We start from the raw sequence: 18,885 nt of genomic DNA, 5'->3' as shown, positions 1-18,885 counted from the left end.
ATCCAAGGCGATACGCGGCCTGCGGCGCGTTCCTAGCGAGCTAAGACATTGCCTGGGCTCGCAAGCAGTGACCCTCGTTCCAAGATAGGGTTGCCTGGCATACAGGCCACTTCGGTCGACGATTGCCCAGCCTGTTTTGGGGCGCCCAAACCTTGGGCCGACGCCAACCCGGTCTCGCCCACGCATCCAGGCAGGCCTCGGTGCCCATTCTCTCCGGTTCATCCGGCCCGGACTGCTCAAACGGTTGGGCAAGCCTTTCACAACGAACAAGGCGACGGCCCGCCAACGGGGCCACGCGTTGGCATCTCCAACAGGCCGCGTTGTGTCGACCGCACCAGCGTATTGGGCACGCATTCGCACCGCTCATGGACAGCCTATAGAATGCCCAGCCGATCGAGCGGCAGTCGATGGCGGGCTCCACGCCGGGCTCGACACAGCCTAGGCCAGCGTTGGTACAATATAACATCGACCCCTTGGTGATCATGCCATGTCGACCAAGCCGTCCTCGCCTGGATTGAACCGCACCCACGCAGCCTTGGGCACCGGTTCGCTGTGCGTGCTGGCTACGCTCCTATGGGGGGTCTTGGTCATTAATGGCATGCGCCACGGGCTGTGGTCGATCGTTGGCCTATCGGCCTTCGGGGCCGTAGCGTTCTGCGTGGGCGCCATTGTCAGCCTATTGCCGCATCATGCACGGATTCTGGCTTATTTCGATGCAGCTGCCGCCGGCGCGATGCTTTCGGCGGCGCTATTACTGGTCGCACCGCATGCCGTCATCGATCATGCTGAAACCGGCCTACTCGGGCTGCTCGTCGGTCTCGGCGCTGGCGCTCTATTGCACCGTACTGGCGCAAGAAACGACGGTCTGTCGATCCTGACGGCACTCAGCCTACACAGCCTCGGCGCTGGTATTGCCGTAGGCGCGCTGTATACGGCAATGCCAACGCTCAGCTGGGCGGTTGGGATCGCCATACTCGGGCATAAGGCACCGGCTGGCTATGTGCTGACGCGGCGTCTTCAATCGGTCGGCCAGAATCGGCTTTTCGTCGTATTACCGGCCTTGGGGACTGGACTCGGCGCGCTATCTATTGCAATCATGCAGCCCGCTATAGCCCTGCCCGTCGGCTTGATCTTCGGTGCGGCAGCCGGTCTGTTCGTATACGTGGCCCTGGCCTTCGTCGCCGCGGGTGCGACGACGGTGGGGCGCGGTGGCGCTGCCGAATGGGCTGCGTTTGCCATGGGTGGCATAGTGATTGCTATAACTGGGGCGGTCACACCGCACGGCATCTAAGAACAGATGCTGGCGATAACGTAATTGTTTGTGACCAGAGGAAACTTTTCCGGCATCAGCCGGTCTCAAGGCTTGGTTTAATTTTTTTTACCAATGGGCTGGTTTGTCTCGGACGCCGGCCACATTGCAGAGGGTTGGGAATGCAACATAGACGAATGCTGCGTGCCGGTGCAGCCGGCGCGCTGGGTGTGTCTTTATGTTTTTGCGGTAGCCTCCAGGCCGCACCAAAGACCACGATAGGCAGCATTCGCACTGCCGGTACGGACCCATCCGAACTGGCCATCCAACCGCTCGGCGCCAATCAAATGCAGGCCGCGACCGCCCTTGGTCTGACCTCTACGCCGCAGATTACGCCCTGGCAGCAGATCGATGTGCATTCCGGTGACAGTCTCTCGGGGCTTTTCGCCCAAGAGGGGCTAGGTGCGTCGCAGTGGCGTGCCTTGCTGGCTTTGGGCGACAAGACTCAAGTCTTGCGCAATTTGCAACCCGGCGACACGCTCGATATTCGCAAGACGCCGACGGGTGAGCTCGCCGAACTGCGCTATCGCCTCAACTCGCTGAAAACCCTGACCGTCAACCGAGACGGCCAGGGGTTTATGGCAGCCATCGATCAACGGCCAACGCAGTCCCGCGAAATCACAGCCGAAGGCACAGTCGGTAAATCCTTGTCGCATTCGCTGGCGGCCAACGGGGTACCCCGCGCGGTCGCCGCCCAGATGTCGCAGATCTATCGCTATCGCCACAATCTGCGCCATCTGCAAGCCGGGGATAAATTCGCCATCGTCTATCGTGCAACCTATAGCGACGGACGACAGCTGGCCACTGGGCCGATTCTAGCCGCCAGCATCACGACCAATAACCACAACTACAAGGCATTCCGGGCACGCGATGCGCACGGCCACTACGGCTATTACGACACTGCCGGCCAGTCCTACAAGCCCGCCTTCACCCGCAAGCCAGTGGCCTATACGCGTATCAGCAGCCGTTTCAATCTACATCGGTTGAATCCGGTCACCCATCACGTACGCCCCCACAAGGGCGTCGATATGGCGGCCCCGATCGGCACCCCAATCCATGCGGCGGCCAAAGGATCGATCAAGTACGCCGGCTGGGCGCGCGGCTACGGACGCCTGATCGAGGTCAAGAATTTCGAAGGCTATAGCACCCGATATGGACATCTGCACCGGTTCCGCTCGGATCTGCATGCCGGTGACCATGTCAGCAAAGGCGAGATTATCGGCTATGTTGGCCAGTCCGGTGCAGCGACCGGCCCCCATCTGCATTTCGAAATCCGCCATAACGGCGTGGCTGAAAATCCGCTGACGGTAAAACTACCGTCGGGCCAGCCCTTGTCGCATGATCGACTGGCGGCCTATACGCACAAGATCCAGCCGCTCATCGCCAAACTATCGCCGGCGCCGACCACCTTGCTGGCCAAGACGGCGTCGACGCCAACTCAGGGCAATCAGTGCACGCACGCGGTGTCGCTCAACACCACGTTGGCACTCGACCCGGTGGGCGCGGCCGAACGCCCGAGCTCGGGCAGCATTTTCTGTGTCGTGCCGCATCAACGAACCAACGCCTAAGGCGTCGCCGCTCCTAGACGCTGTCGATGTTTCCTAGGGGCGTTGTATTGGCGTACGCCGCTCGTATCGAGTCTGGGGTGGACCACGCTCCAGACTCCCCTCATAGACGCCGATCATTGATTTGCGATGGCCGCCTTCCCAAGGGACAACCCGCAACGATTAACGACACTATGGCCAACCTATATTGTCGCGTGCTGGTGTTGTACGGCAATGTGACGCTCGCCGCCTCGTCCGGCCCTTAACGGTATGCCAGCAGTGTTCGGCGCGGATTCGCACGATACGTCCATCTTCCTAGGGCGCCGTATCTGAATCTACAACGGCATGCCGGGCCGCCCGGGACAACGGCTGGCCGGTGCGTGTTGCAACCTAGGCCACACGATAGGCCCGAGCATGGCCGTGGTTTCGCAAGAGCTTACCTTGGGCAACCGTCGGCAACATCAAGTGTTTGGGTGCCGCCCTGTTTTTTTGCGAACGCATGACAACAGCAGGGTGCCGCATGCGAGCGCGTGCCCCGGTACGGCCCGGGCACCCGCCATGGGCGCGGTACAGTCGCCCTGGGGCGCCGCAGATTCAGATCGGAACCAGCTACGGCGCCCCTTTCGGACGAACAATCAGCCTGTCTTAATAGCCTCGTCCTCGATGATCCCAACCCCGGTGACGGCCGTTGTCATGATGGCCACGCCGTACGTCATGCCCGTGGCCCCAGCGGCGATCACGGTGGTGGCGCTCGTTATCCCGGCCGTTGTATTGATCGGCCAGAACTGCACCCCCGGCCCCGCCCAGGCCACCGCCGATAACCGCGCCGGTCTGACCGCCCATGGAGCCGCCAACGGCAGCGCCGATCGCACCCCCGAGGCCGCCACCCAGGGCGGAATTGAACGTATCGTTGGCCATGGCAGCCGAGCTGCCGCCGGCCAGGGTTAGGGCGACGACCCACGGAATGATTTTTTTGCTCGTCATGCTGTTGGTCCTGTGTCGTTGAGCTTGCCGACATCATCGTGGCCCGACGTTTAATCCAAACTGAATAATATTAATAAAAGAACGACTCTTCTCCCCCGGCGCCACATCAGCCAAACTGCCCAGCGTTCTAGAGGAGTCTTTCATATGGATATCATTCGCATTCTACTGTCGATCCTGTTGCCCCCGGTCGGCGTATTCCTACAAGTCGGTATTGGCCTGCAATTCTGGATCAACATCGTGTTGACCCTGCTTGGCTATATTCCGGGCATCATCCACGCGGTCTATATCATCGCCACCCGCGACTGAACCTCTACAAAAAGGCGGGGATCGTCCCCATGTTCGAGGTAAATCGCTCGCACAATGGGTTGGCTATGGCCCCCGATCTTTCTGTACTTGATTTAGTTCCGGTTCCCAGCGGGACCCCCGCCTCGCAGGCCGTGCGCCAGAGTATCGAGCTGGCGCAACGCGCCGAAGCATACGGCTACAAGCGCTACTGGATTTCCGAGCATCACAGCATGCCCGCGATCGCCAGTTCGTCGCCGGAGGTTCTGTTGTCGCGAGTCGGGGCACTGACCGAACGTATTCGCATCGGCTCGGGCGGCATCATGCTCCCGAACCATGCCCCGATGCGGGTCGCCGAGCATTTCCGGACATTGGAAGCCCTATACCCCGGGCGGGTGGATCTCGGTCTGGGCCGAGCCCCGGGGTCGGATGCCCGAGCCAATCGCGCCCTGCACGCCAACTCCGGAGAGCATTTTGCAGAAATGCTCAACGAAATGCTGTCGCTATCCGGAGAACGGTACGGGCGTGACCACCCTTATGCCGGGGTACGGGTCATGCCAAACGACTCCCCCCTGCCCCCGATCTGGATTCTGGGCTCTTCCGGCGCCAGCGCAGAAATGGCCGGATCTGGCGGTTTTGGCTACAGCTTTGCCAGCCACTTCAGCCCCATGCCAGCCGAGCCAGCGCTCGCAGGCTATCGCCAGGCATTCCAGGCCTCGGAAGACTTCGCCAAGCCACATACCATTCTCGGTGTATCCGTAATCTGTGCCCCCACCGACGAAGAGGCCGAAAACCTCGCCACGACGGTCGACCTCATGTGGCTACGACTGCGCAAAGGCGAGTTCGCCCCGATTCCGTCGCCCGACGAAGCCCGCAGCTATCCGTATAGCAGCGTCGAGCGCAGTGCGGTTCTAGACAATCGGGCACGCCATGTCATCGGCTCCCCGGAAACTGTGGCACGACAGTTGACCGATCTGGCAGAACGCTCCCAAGCCGACGAACTGATGATCGTATCCAATATCCACGACGCCCAAGCGCGGCTGCGTTCCTACGAACTCGTCGCGAATGCGATGTCGAACGCAGAAGAGCCTGTTTCCAATATGTCGTGATCGCGCATTATTGTTTTCGAAGATGACGGCTGCCCATCCGACGGCGCACAATACGCAAGCGTATATTAAGAGGATGAGTTCGCCATGACTGCCCGATCCGAGTCCGAGGATGCCGATTTCCCGGCACTCGATGAACAGCTGTGTTTCGCTCTATACACTGCTACACATCGCATCACTCGGGCCTATAGACCGCTGCTCGAGCCGCTGGGGCTGACGTATGTGCAGTATCTGGTGATGCTGGTGTTGTGGGAACAGACGCCGCGCTCGGTCGGCGAACTGGGCCATGAGCTGTATCTCGACAGCGGCACGCTGACGCCATTGCTCAAACGCATGGAAAAAGCGGGCCTGGTCTCGCGCCAGCGTGATGCCAACGACGAACGCCGCGTACTGATTCATCTGACCGAACATGGCCAGTCGCTGAAAAGCCAGGCGGCGCATATTCAGGAAGATCTGCTGTGTCGCATGGAGCTGACACGCGCAGAATCCAAAGAACTGCAGAGTCAGGTCATGAGACTGATCGATAACCTCGAAAAGAACTAGTCGCTTCGACGCCTGCGATTGGACCGACGATCTGGCAGCCCACAAATACCAGATACGGCCAACGAGGGCGCGGCACCGATCTTCGACACGGGCGTCAACACACGGCCGCAGGGATGGTTTGTGCTCGACAATGCTTAACGCCCTGGCCTGCCGGCCCTGCCTATTAGCAGACCAGCCTCCGGCGGGTGGGCACGGGCTTCGCTTTGGCCACGACCTAGCCGGTCCCGGCCCGGCGACCGAGTTAACCGGCGAGGTCGAGCTGTTCGCCGTGGCCGATATCCAAGACGACCGACCCGCCATCGGGCTATGGTGTGTCAGAGCCATGCACTAGCGCCATGCACGATTACAGCGAGTTTTACGCGAGCGCTCGATGGCTGGATGCAGGACCGATATCTTTTTTTTAGTTGGGTCCAAGACGCATCATACGCTCAGACGCACGCAGGGCAGGCGCGGCCGGCGTACGGATAACATGACGCGAATGCGCCGGGTCTGCTCGAGCGCACCGCCTAGGACCGATCGAACGGCTGCGATCGGTGCCCGGCATCTTTGGGTCGGCATCTGATCGTTCTGGCTACGCCGGGCCCGGCTTGGCGATGGGCCTGTCGCGTCTGTACCAGATCAGTCGCCGCTGCAGTTTTCACGGTCGCGCATCGCAATTAATGCACGCAGGGTAGCAAGCCGCGGCACGGCCACGCCCAGCTGTTCGGCCTTGTCGACCACGTTGCCCAGAATCGCATCGATCTCTAGGGCCCGCCCGGCTCGATAATCCAGCGCCATACTGTTGCGATAGGCCGGCATGCGTCGAGTTGCGGCGATATTGCGTTCAATCGCATCGCTCGGCATAGCATGGCCGTCGGCGGCGGCTACTGCGGCCACTTCAGCCATCGCTGCTCGAGCCAGCGTTTCACCGCCGGGCGTATCGAGCATGGTCTGGGTATCGGTGCCATCCGCCAGCACTGATATCGGGTTGAGTGGTGTATTCCAAAGGCTTTTGGCCCAGCGCTCCCTGACGATCGAGGCACTGGTCTTGACGTCGATACCGCCGGCTTCGAACAGCGCCGCCAACGCCCGGCAGCGTTCGTCGTCGCCTGTCGACCAGGCGCCGAGCGTCAGCCGGCCATAGGCACGGTGTTCGATCGTGGTCGGCCCGGTTCGGCTGACCGCCACAAACGCCAGTGCGCTGATCAGCGCATGCTCGGGCAACGCTTCGGCCACCGGAGGCTCGATATCGATGCCGTTTTCGATCAGCAGGATGTCGGAATCGGCGCCAAGCCAAGGCGCGATCAGGGCCGCCCGATCGATATCCGGTAATACTTTGACACAGCACAAGACGTGATCGGCCCCTGGACGCGGCGTGTCCTCGGGGCCGTAGACCACATCCGGGCAATAGGACAGATCGCCCAGCGGGCTGTCGATATGAAAACCGTGTTCGCGTACCGCAGCGACGTTCGAACGCAGCACGACTTCGACCTGCGCGCCGCCGCGCTTGGCGATCGCGCCGTAGAACGCTCCGATCGCGCCAGCGCCGACAATCACGATCCTTGGCTTGTCATTCATCGCCTATGCCTCCGAGCTGCCTAGCATGTCGCGTCTTTCATCGCTGGTCACCGAGCGACCATTCCCGACCGAGACCGATCGCCCCCAGCCGCTGCTCGTCGTAGCGCGCGCACTGCAAGGGCATGGCCGATACATAGCCATCGCGCAGAGCCGCCACATCCGAAAGTTCGTCGGTCACGGCTTCCAGCGATCGCTCGAATGCCATCCAGTGGTAAGTCAGCCCGCGCGCATCGATGTTTTCGACCAGCTTCGGCGCGACCATGCTGCCACTGCTTTGGCGGGTGAATCGCAGTCCAGCGATCGCCTCCGGGTCTCCGGCTGGAAAATTCACGTTCCAGGCACAGCCGACTTCATGCCGCACGGCCCAGAGACGATCGACTACCGCAGCCATCCAGGCTTCGGTGACCGAAAAATCCGGCCGACTGCGATCGCGGAATTCCTGGCTAAGCGCAATCGTCGGCAGGTCGAAATGGGCCGCGGCCACGGCCGCTCCGACCGTGCCCGAATACATCACCGAGTCGGACAGGTTATGCCCCCAGTTCACGCCGGAGATCACCAGATCCGGTTTTTGGCCACTCATCAGGTCGGTGCCCAACGCGGCCATGACACAGTCGGCCGGCGTGCCGGTTACCGCATAGCGGCGCTCACCGTGCGCCTGAACTCGTAGCGGGTGATGCATCGACAAGGCCTGGGCCATGCCGCTCTGGTCGGTAGCCGGCGCAAAGATCCAGACCTGCTCGGCCAGTTCGCCAGCCAAGGCTTCGGCCACTGCCAGACCGGGTGCGTCGATACCGTCGTCGTTGGTTACGACGATGCGTTCAAGCCTCATCGAAAGAGTCTCCGGCTTCACAAAACCCGCAGCTTAGCCTCTCGAACGTCGTTTAGGACAATCGTGACCACGGCGATATCAATTCGGCGGCCCCTTTTCGACCATCGTGCCCTTGTCGGTCACGACCTCGTTGGTTATACCCACAATCATAATCACGCATCTGCCCAAGAGTTCTGCATGCCCCGCCCCGAGCTTCATAGCGACCATATCCGCGTTAGCGTCGATGAACATATTCTGCGAATCACCCTCGATCGACCCGATAAGCGCAATGCACTGACCCGTACGATGTATACCGATCTCGAAGCCGCGGTCAGTGCCGGCATGGCCGACGAGACAGTGCATGTGATCGTGCTCGAAGGCGAAGGCGAGATGTTTTGTGCCGGCAACGATATTGCCGATTTCGCCGGCGTCGATCTGTCCTCGGGCGATGCCGGCGTCACTGGGCCGGCCCTGACTTTCATCCGCCGTATGGCCGAATGCGACAAACCGATCGTGGTTGCCGTACAGGGCCAGGCTACCGGCATCGGCACTACGCTGCTTCTGCACGCCGATCTGGTGATCGCAGCCGAGGATGCACGCTTCTATACCGCGTTTATCGACCTTGGCCTGGTCCCGGAAGCCGGCTCCAGTCTGCTGTTGCCGCGCCTGCTGGGGCGTCAGAACGCAGCCCGACTGTTGCTGGCAGGCGACACGCTGAGCGCCGCCGAAGCCGAGCGTATGGGCCTGGTCGCCTATCGCGTACCGTCGGCAGAACTGGCCCAGCGCACGCAGGAATTGGCCGCCCGTCTCGCAGCCAAGCCGCCGGGCGCAATGGCAGCCAGCAAGCAGCTGATGCGCCAGGGGATGAACAGCACAGCCATCACCGCCCAGATCGCAGACGAGGCCGAAGTCTTTGGCCATCGGCTGGCCAGCGACGAAGTCCGCGACATCATGAACGCGTTTCTCAACCGCCGGAAAACCTGACCAAAGGCCACCGCGCCTGGCCGCATTCGCCAGCTCGTCGCGCCTGCCATCCGGATCGTCCGACGTGTACGCCCGGTCGGTCCAAACCAGCCGGCCGGGCTGCGCATTATCAAGGCGTATCGAGACAGCCTCCAAACGCTGTGTTGTCGCTTTGAGGCGTGCCAGGACAGACGCGCAACACGGATCGGAGCCGTGCTTTTGAGCAAGGCGAGCAATGCCGCGGTCGCGAGTGGCAGGCTGTTCGACCGCAATCGCATGTCAGCCGTATCGCCTGCCCACAGCGTCTAGCGAAGCCGGACTCGCCGACGTTGGCCTGCTGCCAAACTTCGCTGGGCGCAGCCGCATGCCCCGATGGCGAGGCCCGGGATTGCTCGATCGCAGTGAAACAAAATGGTGCGGGCGCCCCACGGCAAGGCCTGCCTTAGTTGCGCTCGCCCTCGACCTTGATCCTTCCACTAGGCCGTCGCCGCCTGACTTCTGTCGTTGACGGCCCAGGCCCAACCGAGTGCAACGTCGATAAAACCTGGGGCCCAGGACTCGGCCGCACGAATCCGGCGCCTGCTCTCGCAAGCGCCACGCCCGGCGGAGCGCCGGGCCATATTGCTGGCATGTTACATGCATATTCTGGCGCCACGCTCTCTGAGCCGGTTCTTACCGATCAGAGGCTTGGGGGCGCAGGGAGTTTTCTATCGCCGCGTATCGGCTGCTAGACGCCTACCTTCGTCTATATCCAACAGCCGTCCTTGGGGGACGTTATGTACCATGATTGCAAACGCTCGGCGCCCGCCGGGTGGTCTGCTCGTTCGCGCGACGAACTCGCGCTTGTCGCCAAACCTTCGTTCTGGAATCAGGCTTCGAAGGCTTCGATCTGTGCTGTCATGCTCGCGATGGCACCTATCGCCTCGGGCTGGGCCCAAAGCCCTTCCGACGACGGCGCCGGCTACGTCGCGCCGGCCGCATCCAGTGCGGATTCGGGCTCGTCCGATGATGCCGCCGACGGAGATGCTACAGCGCCAGCCCCGGCCGCGCCCGCGGCCGCCGCGCCGGCTGCGGCTTCCGACGACACCGCTGCAGCCGCTCCAGCTGGGGCTGCCAGCAGTGCCGCCACGGCATCGGCCAGCACTGGTTCGGCCACGGAACTGGGCAACCTGACCGTCACCGGTACCGCGCTGTCGTCGGCCGATGCCGCCACCGCCCTGCCAGTGACCGATTACTCGGGCGAGGATCTACGCGAACAAGGCGTGACCTCGACCGAGCAATTTTTACAGCGCGTGGCCGGCAACAACTCCAGCTACGGGGCCGGCCTGAGCACGGGCACGGCCAATACCGGTGGCGCCTCGTTCGCCAACCTGCGCGGCCTGGGTCCGAACAAAACCCTAATTCTGCTCAACGGCCGGCGCCTGGCCCCGAACGCGCTCAATGGCAACGGTAGCGCCGTAGATCTGAACACGATCCCGTTTGCGGCCATCGACCACGTCGAGATCCTGCGCGACGGTGCTTCGGCGCTGTACGGCACGGACGCTATCGGCGGCGTGATCAACTTCATCACCAAAAAGAATCTGGACGGCGGCAACCTCAACCTGAATTACTCGGTGCCGACCCGCGACGGCGGCGGCAACGCCAGCACGGTCAGTGCCACTTTCGGCAAGGGCGACTTCGCGAAAGACGGCTGGAACGTGATGGGCACCCTGACCTACCAGCGTCAGGACGCGGTCAACGTCAACGACCGGGGCTTCATCACCCCGGAGGAAATCACCTCCAGCAACACGTTCCCGAGCAACTATTACCAAGGCGGTCTCGATACCCAGAACCCGGCCGCATCGGGCTGTGGCAGCGCCTTTGGATTGCTCCCGAACGCTTCGGCGCCGGACTCCTGTCGTGAGAATTTTGCGGTTCTCGGCGGCTCGCAGGTGGTCCAGAAAAAGAACCAGCCGTCTTTTTTCGGCCAGGCCTCGTATAAGATCAACGACAAGAACAAGGTCTCGTTGAGCTATCTGTGGTCGCGCAGCGAAACCTACGTCACCTCTGCGGCGGCGCCGACCTCCGGCAACATTTCGGTCAATCCGGGCACGCCCTTCTATCCGGGCAACGGCATCACCCCGGCGCCCTCGGCGGCCGGCTTCGACGCCAGTCAACCCGTAACGCTGAACTATCGCACCGTACCGCTGGGTAATCGCGTGGCCCGGGACGTCAACGAAAACCATCGCGTGGTGCTCGACTTCACCGGCCGGTTCATGGACGGTTTCCACTACGACACCGCGCTGTCGTATGCCCAGAGCTCGACCGAGATCAACCTGCAGCACGGCTTCGTGAACCAGGCCGCGACGATCGGCACCGATGCCAACGGCAACCCGATCTACGATCCAAACTCGTTGCAGACCCAGATCAATGCCGGCAACTACAACCCATTCACCACCAACGTTAGCGATGCCCAGCGCCAGACCCTGCTGAACGCCGAGACTACCGGCCGCCTGAACTCGGCCAAGACGCGCTCCTATATCTGGGACGGCAAGATCGATCACGAAATCGGCGACTGGTTCGGCTCCGGCCAGAGTCAGCTCGCTCTCGGCGCGCAGTACCGGCACGAAACCCTGACCGATACGGTCGACGGCTATCTGGCCGCCCGTTCGCCCAGCGAGGGCTTTGCCGCTAGCCATGTCGATGAAGACCGCGACGTGGAAGGCGTGTTCGGCGAACTGAACGTGCCGCTGCTGACCAACCTCACCCTCGATGCTCAGGCGCGCTACGACAACTACAGCGACGTCGGTGACACGGTCAACCCGAAAGTCTCGCTGCGCTACCAGCCGATCGAGCAACTCACCCTGCGGGCCTCCTACAGCGAAGGCTTCCACGCGCCGACGCTCTACGATCTCTACCAGCCGCAGGTCTCGACCTTTACCGGCGCCGCCCTCAACGACCCGGTCCAATGCCCGGGCGGCAACCCGGTGCCCGGCGCCAATGCCGCCAATGCCTGTGGCAATCAGTTCCACCAGATCACGGGCGGCAATGCTGACCTGCAACCGGAAAAATCGAAGAGCTGGAGCGCGGGCTTCGTGCTCCAGCCGGCCAAATACGTTTCGTTGACCGCCGATTTCTTCGCCGTGGAACTGTCGCAGCAGATCGGCTCGCTGGACCCGACCTATATCTTCAACAACTACGACCAGTACGCCAGCCGCTTCAATCGTGATTCGAACGGCGAGATCGTCAATTTCTCGAACACGAACTACAACAACGGCAAGACCGAGCTCAACGGCGAAGACGTACAGCTCAACGTCACCGTGCCCTCCGACTATGGCACGTTCACACTCACCATGAATGGGACGTACATGAACAAGTACGACACCCAGGTGGCCGAGAACGGACCGTATACGCAGAACGTGAGCAACTACGCGCTCCAGCAGAATATTTTCCGCTGGTCGCACAATGTCACGCTCGGCTGGAGCAAGGGTCCGATGGCGCTCGGCGTGGTCAACCACTACAAGAGCGGCTACCAGGACTACGAAGGCGCCGGTCATCCGCACGTGCACGACTACGTCACCTGGGATACCTACGGCTCGTACAAGTTCGACAACGGCCTGCAGCTGACGCTCGGCTCGGACAACGTCTTCGATGCCGACCCGCCCTACTCGGCCCAGCCGGACGCCGGCAATGCCGGTTATGACGCCCGTTATGCCAGCGGTCTTGGCCGTACCGTCTATGGTCGGTTGAGCTACAACTTCTGATCGCTCGATCAGAACCGCAAACTAAGCCGCCATCGATCGATGGCGGCTTTTTTATGCGTTTTTCTCGTGCCGACTGACCGCAGCAATCGCGACCGCTCGCAGTACGGCGTCGTCCAATCCTCGGTTAGCCGCCGGTGCGCAGCTGCTGGACGTAATCGGTCAACGTCTGGGTCACCCGCCGCCGCCAGACCAGCGCCTGCTGGGCGCCAAGCTGATCGGCCATGTCATAGCTGTCGCGGGCGACCGTATGGCGCACGGTTGCGATCTGCGATGACCGATACTGCTGATACGAGCCGTTGCACTGGGCCTGGGCCCGCATCGCGGCTTCGCGCGAGCTCAAATCCTGACGTGCGATATAGGGCCGCACCGCTTGGCTGGCGCACTGCCAGTAGGCATCGTAGGTTTTCTGAGTGGCCGAATGCGGACTCGAGGCACAGCCTGCAAGCCCGACCGCCGCACTGCCGGCCAGAAGCCATAACACACGCTTTGTCATCATTTCACTCCCAACGGTCATAACCGAAACTATACCGGCCGTCACCGCGATTGGCATGCCGGTCGGTTATCGGCACGAGACCACAGCCAAGCTTGCTACCATCCACTGCAGATTCCAACCCACACAGGATGGAAGCGATCATGGCCAATTCGCTATCGATACATCGCTACTGGTTCTGGGCCGCACTTTCTGCGGCCACCATCGCACTGGTCGGCTGTGCCAACCGGCCACCGGCGCCGCAGCTGTCCGACCAGGCATTGCCGGCCCAATACGTCGGCAACTTACCCTGCGCGGACTGCGGCGGTATCGTCTATCGACTGACACTTGGCCACGGTCGCCGTTATGTACTGCGCCAGCATTACAAGACCACACAGCCGACACCGGATATATTCGAGACCGGACGCTGGACGGTAGACGACGGACAGCGCTTGACGCTGACCCCGGCCGATACCGACTATGCCGCCCAGAGCGTCTGGCGTATCGACAACGACGGCGCCCTGCTGACCGCCCTCGACGACCAGGGCCGCGCCCTCGATGCATCGACGGACTACCAGCTCTCCAATCAAACTGCACCGGCCGATCTCGCTCTGACCGGCGTCCGATGGCAACTGGCCAACGCGCCCGAAGAGTCGATAGCTGCCTCGGCCTATATCCAGTTCGATGCCGACGCTTCGCAGCTGGCCGGCTCGACCGGCTGCAATCGCCTGACTGCGGCCTACCACCGGAACGCTCAAGAGCTATCGATCACGCGGCTGGCGACCACTCGCCGGGACTGCCCCGGGCGTATGGATACCGAGCAATCGCTGACCACCGCGCTTCGCCAGACCACCCAGTTCACCGTGCTCGGCCATTATCTGCTGCTATTCGGCACCGCATCGGAACCTGCGCCATTGGCGATCTTTCATGCGGCCGATTAAACGCGGTCGATCATAGTCCGGATACCGCCCACTGGCGTTGTACCCATCGCCGCCTCGTGACATCGCATGCTCCGGTCGCCCACCGTTGCGGCCCGAAACAAGCCCTTTGGGGGCCGTTCGAGCCAGCGCCAGGAGCGGCGATATCACGGCGCCTGGCGTAGACGCATACGATATCCCAGCAGTCGGTACGCGGGATCGTGCCGACCCGCCGCGTCTCTCCAAAGATCGAGCTCACCGCGAGATGCTGGCCGGCTCGTTATCTCGTGCCGGCCGCACCGAATCGCTAATACCCGGTGTAAGCCGGCCCGGGCGGCCAAGCCGGTGCACATCGGCCCGGCTGCTGTGGGCGGGTTGATCGTTGGCCCCCAATATAAGGGCACGCCATTACAAATTTGCCGTCGCGCCCTAAAGCTGGTCTCATGCGCGCCGCGAGGGATAGTGCAGAACTCATCTGTGCCGGGATCGGTCGTCCTTTAAAGCCAATGACGGGCCATGCCCATGCCTCGTTCCGATCTCGCCCTGCGCGCTCTGACCGGCCTGACGATTCTTGGTCTGGCCGGCTGCGTTGCGCCCCCTCCGACCGTCACGGTGTCATCGCTATCCGGCCTACAAAAAGCCATTGACCGGGCTGTGGCCGGCGAGACGATCGTTATCCAGCCCGGCGTCTATGCCCAGACACGGCCGATCGTCATTCGCAACAAGCAACAGCTGACCATTGCCGGCGCGACCAAGCACTACCAGGATGTGGTGCTGCGCGGCCCGGGCATGGACGACGACCGGCTGTATACCAATATCCGGCTCGATAACGCCGACAACGTCACCATCGAGAACCTCACCGTACGCGACAGCTATTATCACGGCATCCAAATCACCCACGACTCGGACGGCTTCATCGCCGATCATGTTCGTGCCCTGGATAACGGCGAATCCGGCTTCAAAGTCACCAGCCCGGCACACGGGCACGGGCCTGCGGCCTACTCCGACCACGGCACGATCGAGAATTCGGTCATCGGTTTCACGACCGCGGGCCGCCGCGATGTCGTCGAAGGTGTGGATATCGTCGCGGGGAACGGTTGGCATTTGCTCGGCAATCATTTCGATCATATCCGGCGCACCGACGGTGGCCCGGCCTATGCCGCCTTCGCCAAGGGCAATGCCCATGCGACCGTGTTCGCCGACAATCTCGTCGAAAACAGTTTCATTGGCCTATCGTTCGGCGGTGGCGGGACCGACCCGGTATTTTTCCGCAACGGCCAGACCCGCTTCGAAACCCGCGGCGGGATCATTCGCAATAACCTAATTCGCGATACCGATGACGCCGGTATCTATTTGAACAAGGCACGCGATTTTCTCGTCCAAGGCAACATCGTGTTGCGTAACGGCACTGGGACAGGCGCAATCGAAGCCCGGTTTCCACAAAGCCACGGCACAATTCGTCATAACCGAATCAGCAGCGTCGTCAAAGAACGCAACGCAGCCAGCGTCCATGTTCGGGGCAATATCAAGATCGCTCCCGAAACCATGCTGCCCAACTGGCCGTTTAAGGCGCAGCCATAATACGGCATCGGCTATAGCGAGTAGCCTATTCCCGGCCGCCCTCGTTGGGATGGTTTGGCCGCGTACAATCCGGCGTCGGCGATTTTATAGAGCGCTTTGATCTGTTGGGCATCGTCGGGAAACACAGCCGTACCGACGCTCGCACCGATCCGGATGTCGTGGCCTTCCAGCACCATCGGACGAGCCATAACGGTCGCGATACGCTCGGCGAGTGCACGTGTATCGCCAGTCTGATCGATATCTGGCTGCAGCACGGCGAACTCATCGCCCCCCAGGCGGGCCACGATATCGTTTTTGCCGACGACGGCCGCCATCAACAGGGCCACTTCCTTGAGCAAGATATCGCCCGTGTTGTGGCCATAAGTATCGTTGATCGTCTTGAAACGATCGAGGTCGATCAGATGCAGTGCGAATCGTTGCTGATCGCGTTCACAGGCGGCCATGCAATTGGCCACGTACTGCTCGAACGCATGACGATTGGCTACCCCGGTCAACGGATCCTGATAGGCCAACTCCTTGTGACGAGTGGCCTGGAGGTAATCGCTGAGGGTGGCCCGTAGTTCATCGGCAACTTGTAGTCGTGTTCGACCCCAGGGTTCGGATCGGTGTCGTACGCTTTCCGACCAAGCGGCGAACGAATGACGCGGCGACGGCCCATGGGCGTCGGGCTCCGGCTGATGGCCGGCCCAGGTAATCGTTTCGACCTGCTCCTTGCGCAGCGCCAGCAAATCGCAGGCGGCCTCGATCGGCAGATAAAGCATACCGGCGGCCTGTCGCCCGAGTTCGGCCTGATCGGCCAGAGCCGTGGGCAACCGATCGTACTCGGTATGCCGGGTACGCGAAGCCATCTGATCCAACCATTGATCGAGTACGGCCAGCGACTCGGCCCCCGGCAACTCGCCGGTGCGATACTCGGCCTCTCCCCAGCGCAGCCGCAGACCGTCGACGTTCAACAGTTCGGCGATCGAACCTAGCTGTTCGGCCAATGCCTCGCCTGGCGCATCAATGCCCGGATCCAGGCGCCGGTTCAGCAACGATAGACGCTCACGCAGTGCCGAGCGTAGCGTCGCATTCTCCAACTTGGCCAGATTGTCGAGATGCAGGCAGGCGATCCGAGCCATTTCCTCGATCGCCAGCCGTGCGTGGGCACCCAACCGCTTGGCAGTTCGATGATGACAGGTGACCAGCCCCCAGAGCTGGCCATCGACGATCAACGACACGCTGAACGAGCCCCGGACCTGCATATTTTGCAGATATTGGATGTGTATCGGGTGCACCGAACGCAGCATGGCGAAGGTCATGTCCAGCGGCTCGGCGTCCGGCATAGCAGCGCATAGCCGGGCCGGCACACTTTCGGTATCGGCGATCAGTCGTTGCCAATTGACGGTATACAGCCGGCGCGCGTTTTCCGGAATATCCTGAGCCGGAAAACGCAGGCCATAAAAACCTTCGACGCCAGGCTGGCAGCGCTGCTCGATGACCTCGCCGTCCCAGTTATCGAGAAAACGATAGACCATGACCCGGTCGTAGCCAGTCGCCGCAAATAGCGTATCGGCCACTACCGACATCGTTTCCGCCGGGCTATGCGTATTCGCCAGCCGCGCCAGAAAATCGATCCGGCCTGCTTCATCCCACCACGGGATCCCGAGCTCGCTGCGCGCTTCGAACTCCAAGATATAGTGCGCACCGCGCTGATGGCCGCTGACCGTACGCACCGGGGATAAATCCACTTCGGCAGCCCGCCGCTGCGGCGATTCGGCACAGAGCCGTTCCAACTCCGGCCACGCGGCCCCGAATACCTGCTCAGCGGGTTGCCCGAGCACCAACTCGGGTCGCCAGCCGAACCAGTCGGCGATGTTATCCGAGCAACGAGCGATACGGCCCGTGGATCGATTCACTGCTACCAAGGCACCGTAGGCTTGGATCGACTCCATCAGATGGAGATGGTCGGCTTTGCATTCGTCGAGTATTTCCGATCTCACATTCTCACCTTGCCGGCTAACCGATCGAAACAATCGTTAAAGACCCGAAATGTACGCCGCGCCGCCTGAACAGCCGCTGCAACCTCGGTACGCGATCCCAGTGTTGCGAGCTTGCGGCACAGTGTCGGCCAATCACCCGATGCAACGAAATTCTGTTGCCAGAACGAGGGGCTGCCACGCCCGCCATCGGCGCCGGCCGGAGGGTGGCTCAACGCGCGCGCAATCATGCGATGGCCGAATTGGGCCCCATCAACCACATAGCGACACCCCAGATAGGCGGCCCGGCAATCGATGACCGGCCCGGCCGGACACGGCGGTAGCGGCGGACGCGGCGCAGTCGCCGATATTTCCAGAGCGAGCACGGCCGCCCGGGGCTGGTAGGGGGACAATTCGGACGGCCGATAGGCATACGCCGACAGCAACGACTGATCGACAATCGCATAGGCTCGAATAAGCGGCCCGAGCGCGGCATGGTACTCAGCGGAGGAGCACACTGGATGCTGCACCAGACGGGTCAACGGCGACTCTTGATCAAGCCGGCGGTGCAGACGCGCCGTCCCGCGTCTGACCGAAGTCAGACCGTCGGCACCAGTCAACCCGGGCCACTCGCGAACGAGAGGCTGAAACGACATGGCAGGATTATTTCGAAGGCCCGCCATGCAAACCCGTAGGGCCCGGGCCAGGCGGATCGTCTATGGATGCTACTGAGTCTACCCGAACACGACCCGCTGACAAGCTTTTATCAAACAGCGTTAGACTTTCATCTAAGACGTTCGGCCCAAGCCGTATTCGCACGGCCTGTTACGACCCGATGTAAACCCAGCGAACTTGCCCGAGCCCAGACCGGCAAGCCGGTACCGTGATACCCGCAGGCATAGCGTTTAGACGCCCCTGCATGCCTTGCTCCTGCCGACGTGTCGTGCGGGCCCGCGTCCAGCGCATCCCAAAAAAACGACGAGGCCCTGGCCGAGGCCCTGGCAAGTAAGGCATAGCGAACACGGTGCAGCGCTTTCACACCCGCCAGCGACTGGCGCTGGATCGCGGGCGTGCCATCCATCTTTGGGCCTCCCCCTTCGGATTCGGCCGTCAACGCGGCG

Annotated in this window: 14 protein-coding genes; 9 read left to right on the top strand and 5 right to left on the bottom strand. The window is 61.9% G+C overall.

Features of this window, described 5'->3' with window-relative positions:
• The first annotated feature begins 487 nt into the window (after positions 1–487).
• Together V5738_RS03310 and V5738_RS03305 are read left to right on the top strand one after the other, a co-directional pair.
• Positions 488–1,291: a hypothetical protein gene (locus V5738_RS03310; protein ID WP_423822984.1), complete on the top strand. Its 804-nt coding sequence runs from the start codon at positions 488–490 to the stop codon at positions 1,289–1,291.
• A gap of 140 nt (positions 1,292–1,431) precedes the next feature.
• The gene (locus V5738_RS03305; protein WP_423822983.1) at positions 1,432–2,877 is read left to right on the top strand and encodes a peptidoglycan DD-metalloendopeptidase family protein; all 1,446 of its coding nucleotides are present in this window, start codon (positions 1,432–1,434) and stop codon (positions 2,875–2,877) included.
• A gap of 621 nt (positions 2,878–3,498) precedes the next feature.
• Here the strand turns inward: V5738_RS03305 and V5738_RS03300 are convergent.
• Positions 3,499–3,837, bottom strand: coding sequence for a hypothetical protein (locus V5738_RS03300; protein ID WP_423822982.1), 339 nt, complete (start codon positions 3,835–3,837; stop codon positions 3,499–3,501).
• A gap of 144 nt (positions 3,838–3,981) precedes the next feature.
• On the opposite strand from V5738_RS03300, the gene V5738_RS03295 reads away from it, so the two are divergent.
• The 3 genes from V5738_RS03295 (at position 3,982) to V5738_RS03285 (ending at position 5,768) form a co-directional block, all read left to right on the top strand.
• Positions 3,982–4,143, top strand: a complete 162-nt coding sequence (locus V5738_RS03295; RefSeq protein ID WP_423822981.1) for a YqaE/Pmp3 family membrane protein — start codon at positions 3,982–3,984, stop codon at positions 4,141–4,143.
• A 131-nt stretch (positions 4,144–4,274) separates the two neighbouring features.
• Positions 4,275–5,228, top strand: a complete 954-nt coding sequence (locus tag V5738_RS03290) for an LLM class flavin-dependent oxidoreductase (protein ID WP_423822980.1) — start codon at positions 4,275–4,277, stop codon at positions 5,226–5,228.
• A gap of 84 nt (positions 5,229–5,312) precedes the next feature.
• Positions 5,313–5,768: a MarR family winged helix-turn-helix transcriptional regulator gene (locus tag V5738_RS03285; RefSeq protein WP_423822979.1), complete on the top strand. Its 456-nt coding sequence runs from the start codon at positions 5,313–5,315 to the stop codon at positions 5,766–5,768.
• A gap of 618 nt (positions 5,769–6,386) precedes the next feature.
• On the opposite strand, the gene V5738_RS03280 is transcribed toward V5738_RS03285, so the two are convergent.
• Both V5738_RS03280 and surE read right to left on the bottom strand, forming a co-directional pair.
• On the bottom strand, positions 6,387–7,325 hold the full coding sequence (locus V5738_RS03280; protein WP_423822978.1) for a ketopantoate reductase family protein: 939 nt from the start codon (positions 7,323–7,325) through the stop codon (positions 6,387–6,389).
• Between the two features lie 37 nt (positions 7,326–7,362).
• Entirely contained in the window at positions 7,363–8,154 is a 792-nt protein-coding gene (gene surE, locus V5738_RS03275; RefSeq protein ID WP_423822977.1) for a 5'/3'-nucleotidase SurE, read from the bottom strand.
• A 177-nt stretch (positions 8,155–8,331) separates the two neighbouring features.
• Between surE and V5738_RS03270 the strand changes: the two genes are divergently transcribed.
• Together V5738_RS03270 and V5738_RS03265 are read left to right on the top strand one after the other, a co-directional pair.
• Positions 8,332–9,117: an enoyl-CoA hydratase/isomerase family protein gene (locus V5738_RS03270; RefSeq protein WP_423822976.1), complete on the top strand. Its 786-nt coding sequence runs from the start codon at positions 8,332–8,334 to the stop codon at positions 9,115–9,117.
• 887 nt (positions 9,118–10,004) lie between these two features.
• On the top strand, positions 10,005–12,839 hold the full coding sequence (locus tag V5738_RS03265) for a TonB-dependent receptor (RefSeq protein WP_423822975.1): 2,835 nt from the start codon (positions 10,005–10,007) through the stop codon (positions 12,837–12,839).
• Positions 12,840–12,963: 124 nt separating this feature from the next.
• On the opposite strand, the gene V5738_RS03260 is transcribed toward V5738_RS03265, so the two are convergent.
• The gene (locus tag V5738_RS03260) at positions 12,964–13,332 is read right to left on the bottom strand and encodes a hypothetical protein (protein ID WP_423822974.1); all 369 of its coding nucleotides are present in this window, start codon (positions 13,330–13,332) and stop codon (positions 12,964–12,966) included.
• 140 nt (positions 13,333–13,472) lie between these two features.
• On the opposite strand from V5738_RS03260, the gene V5738_RS03255 reads away from it, so the two are divergent.
• Together V5738_RS03255 and V5738_RS03250 are read left to right on the top strand one after the other, a co-directional pair.
• Positions 13,473–14,249, top strand: a complete 777-nt coding sequence (locus tag V5738_RS03255) for an META domain-containing protein (RefSeq protein WP_423822973.1) — start codon at positions 13,473–13,475, stop codon at positions 14,247–14,249.
• 498 nt (positions 14,250–14,747) lie between these two features.
• Entirely contained in the window at positions 14,748–15,806 is a 1,059-nt protein-coding gene (locus V5738_RS03250) for a right-handed parallel beta-helix repeat-containing protein (protein ID WP_423822972.1), read from the top strand.
• Positions 15,807–15,817: 11 nt separating this feature from the next.
• On the opposite strand, the gene V5738_RS03245 is transcribed toward V5738_RS03250, so the two are convergent.
• Entirely contained in the window at positions 15,818–17,740 is a 1,923-nt protein-coding gene (locus tag V5738_RS03245; protein WP_423822971.1) for a diguanylate cyclase domain-containing protein, read from the bottom strand.
• Positions 17,741–18,885: the final 1,145 nt, after the last annotated feature.

This window comes from Salinisphaera sp. SPP-AMP-43 (assembly GCF_049568105.1).
GTDB lineage: Bacteria > Pseudomonadota > Gammaproteobacteria > Nevskiales > Salinisphaeraceae > Salinisphaera.
Note: the sequence above shows the minus strand (reverse complement) of the source record. Positions and strands in the feature narration are given on the sequence as shown.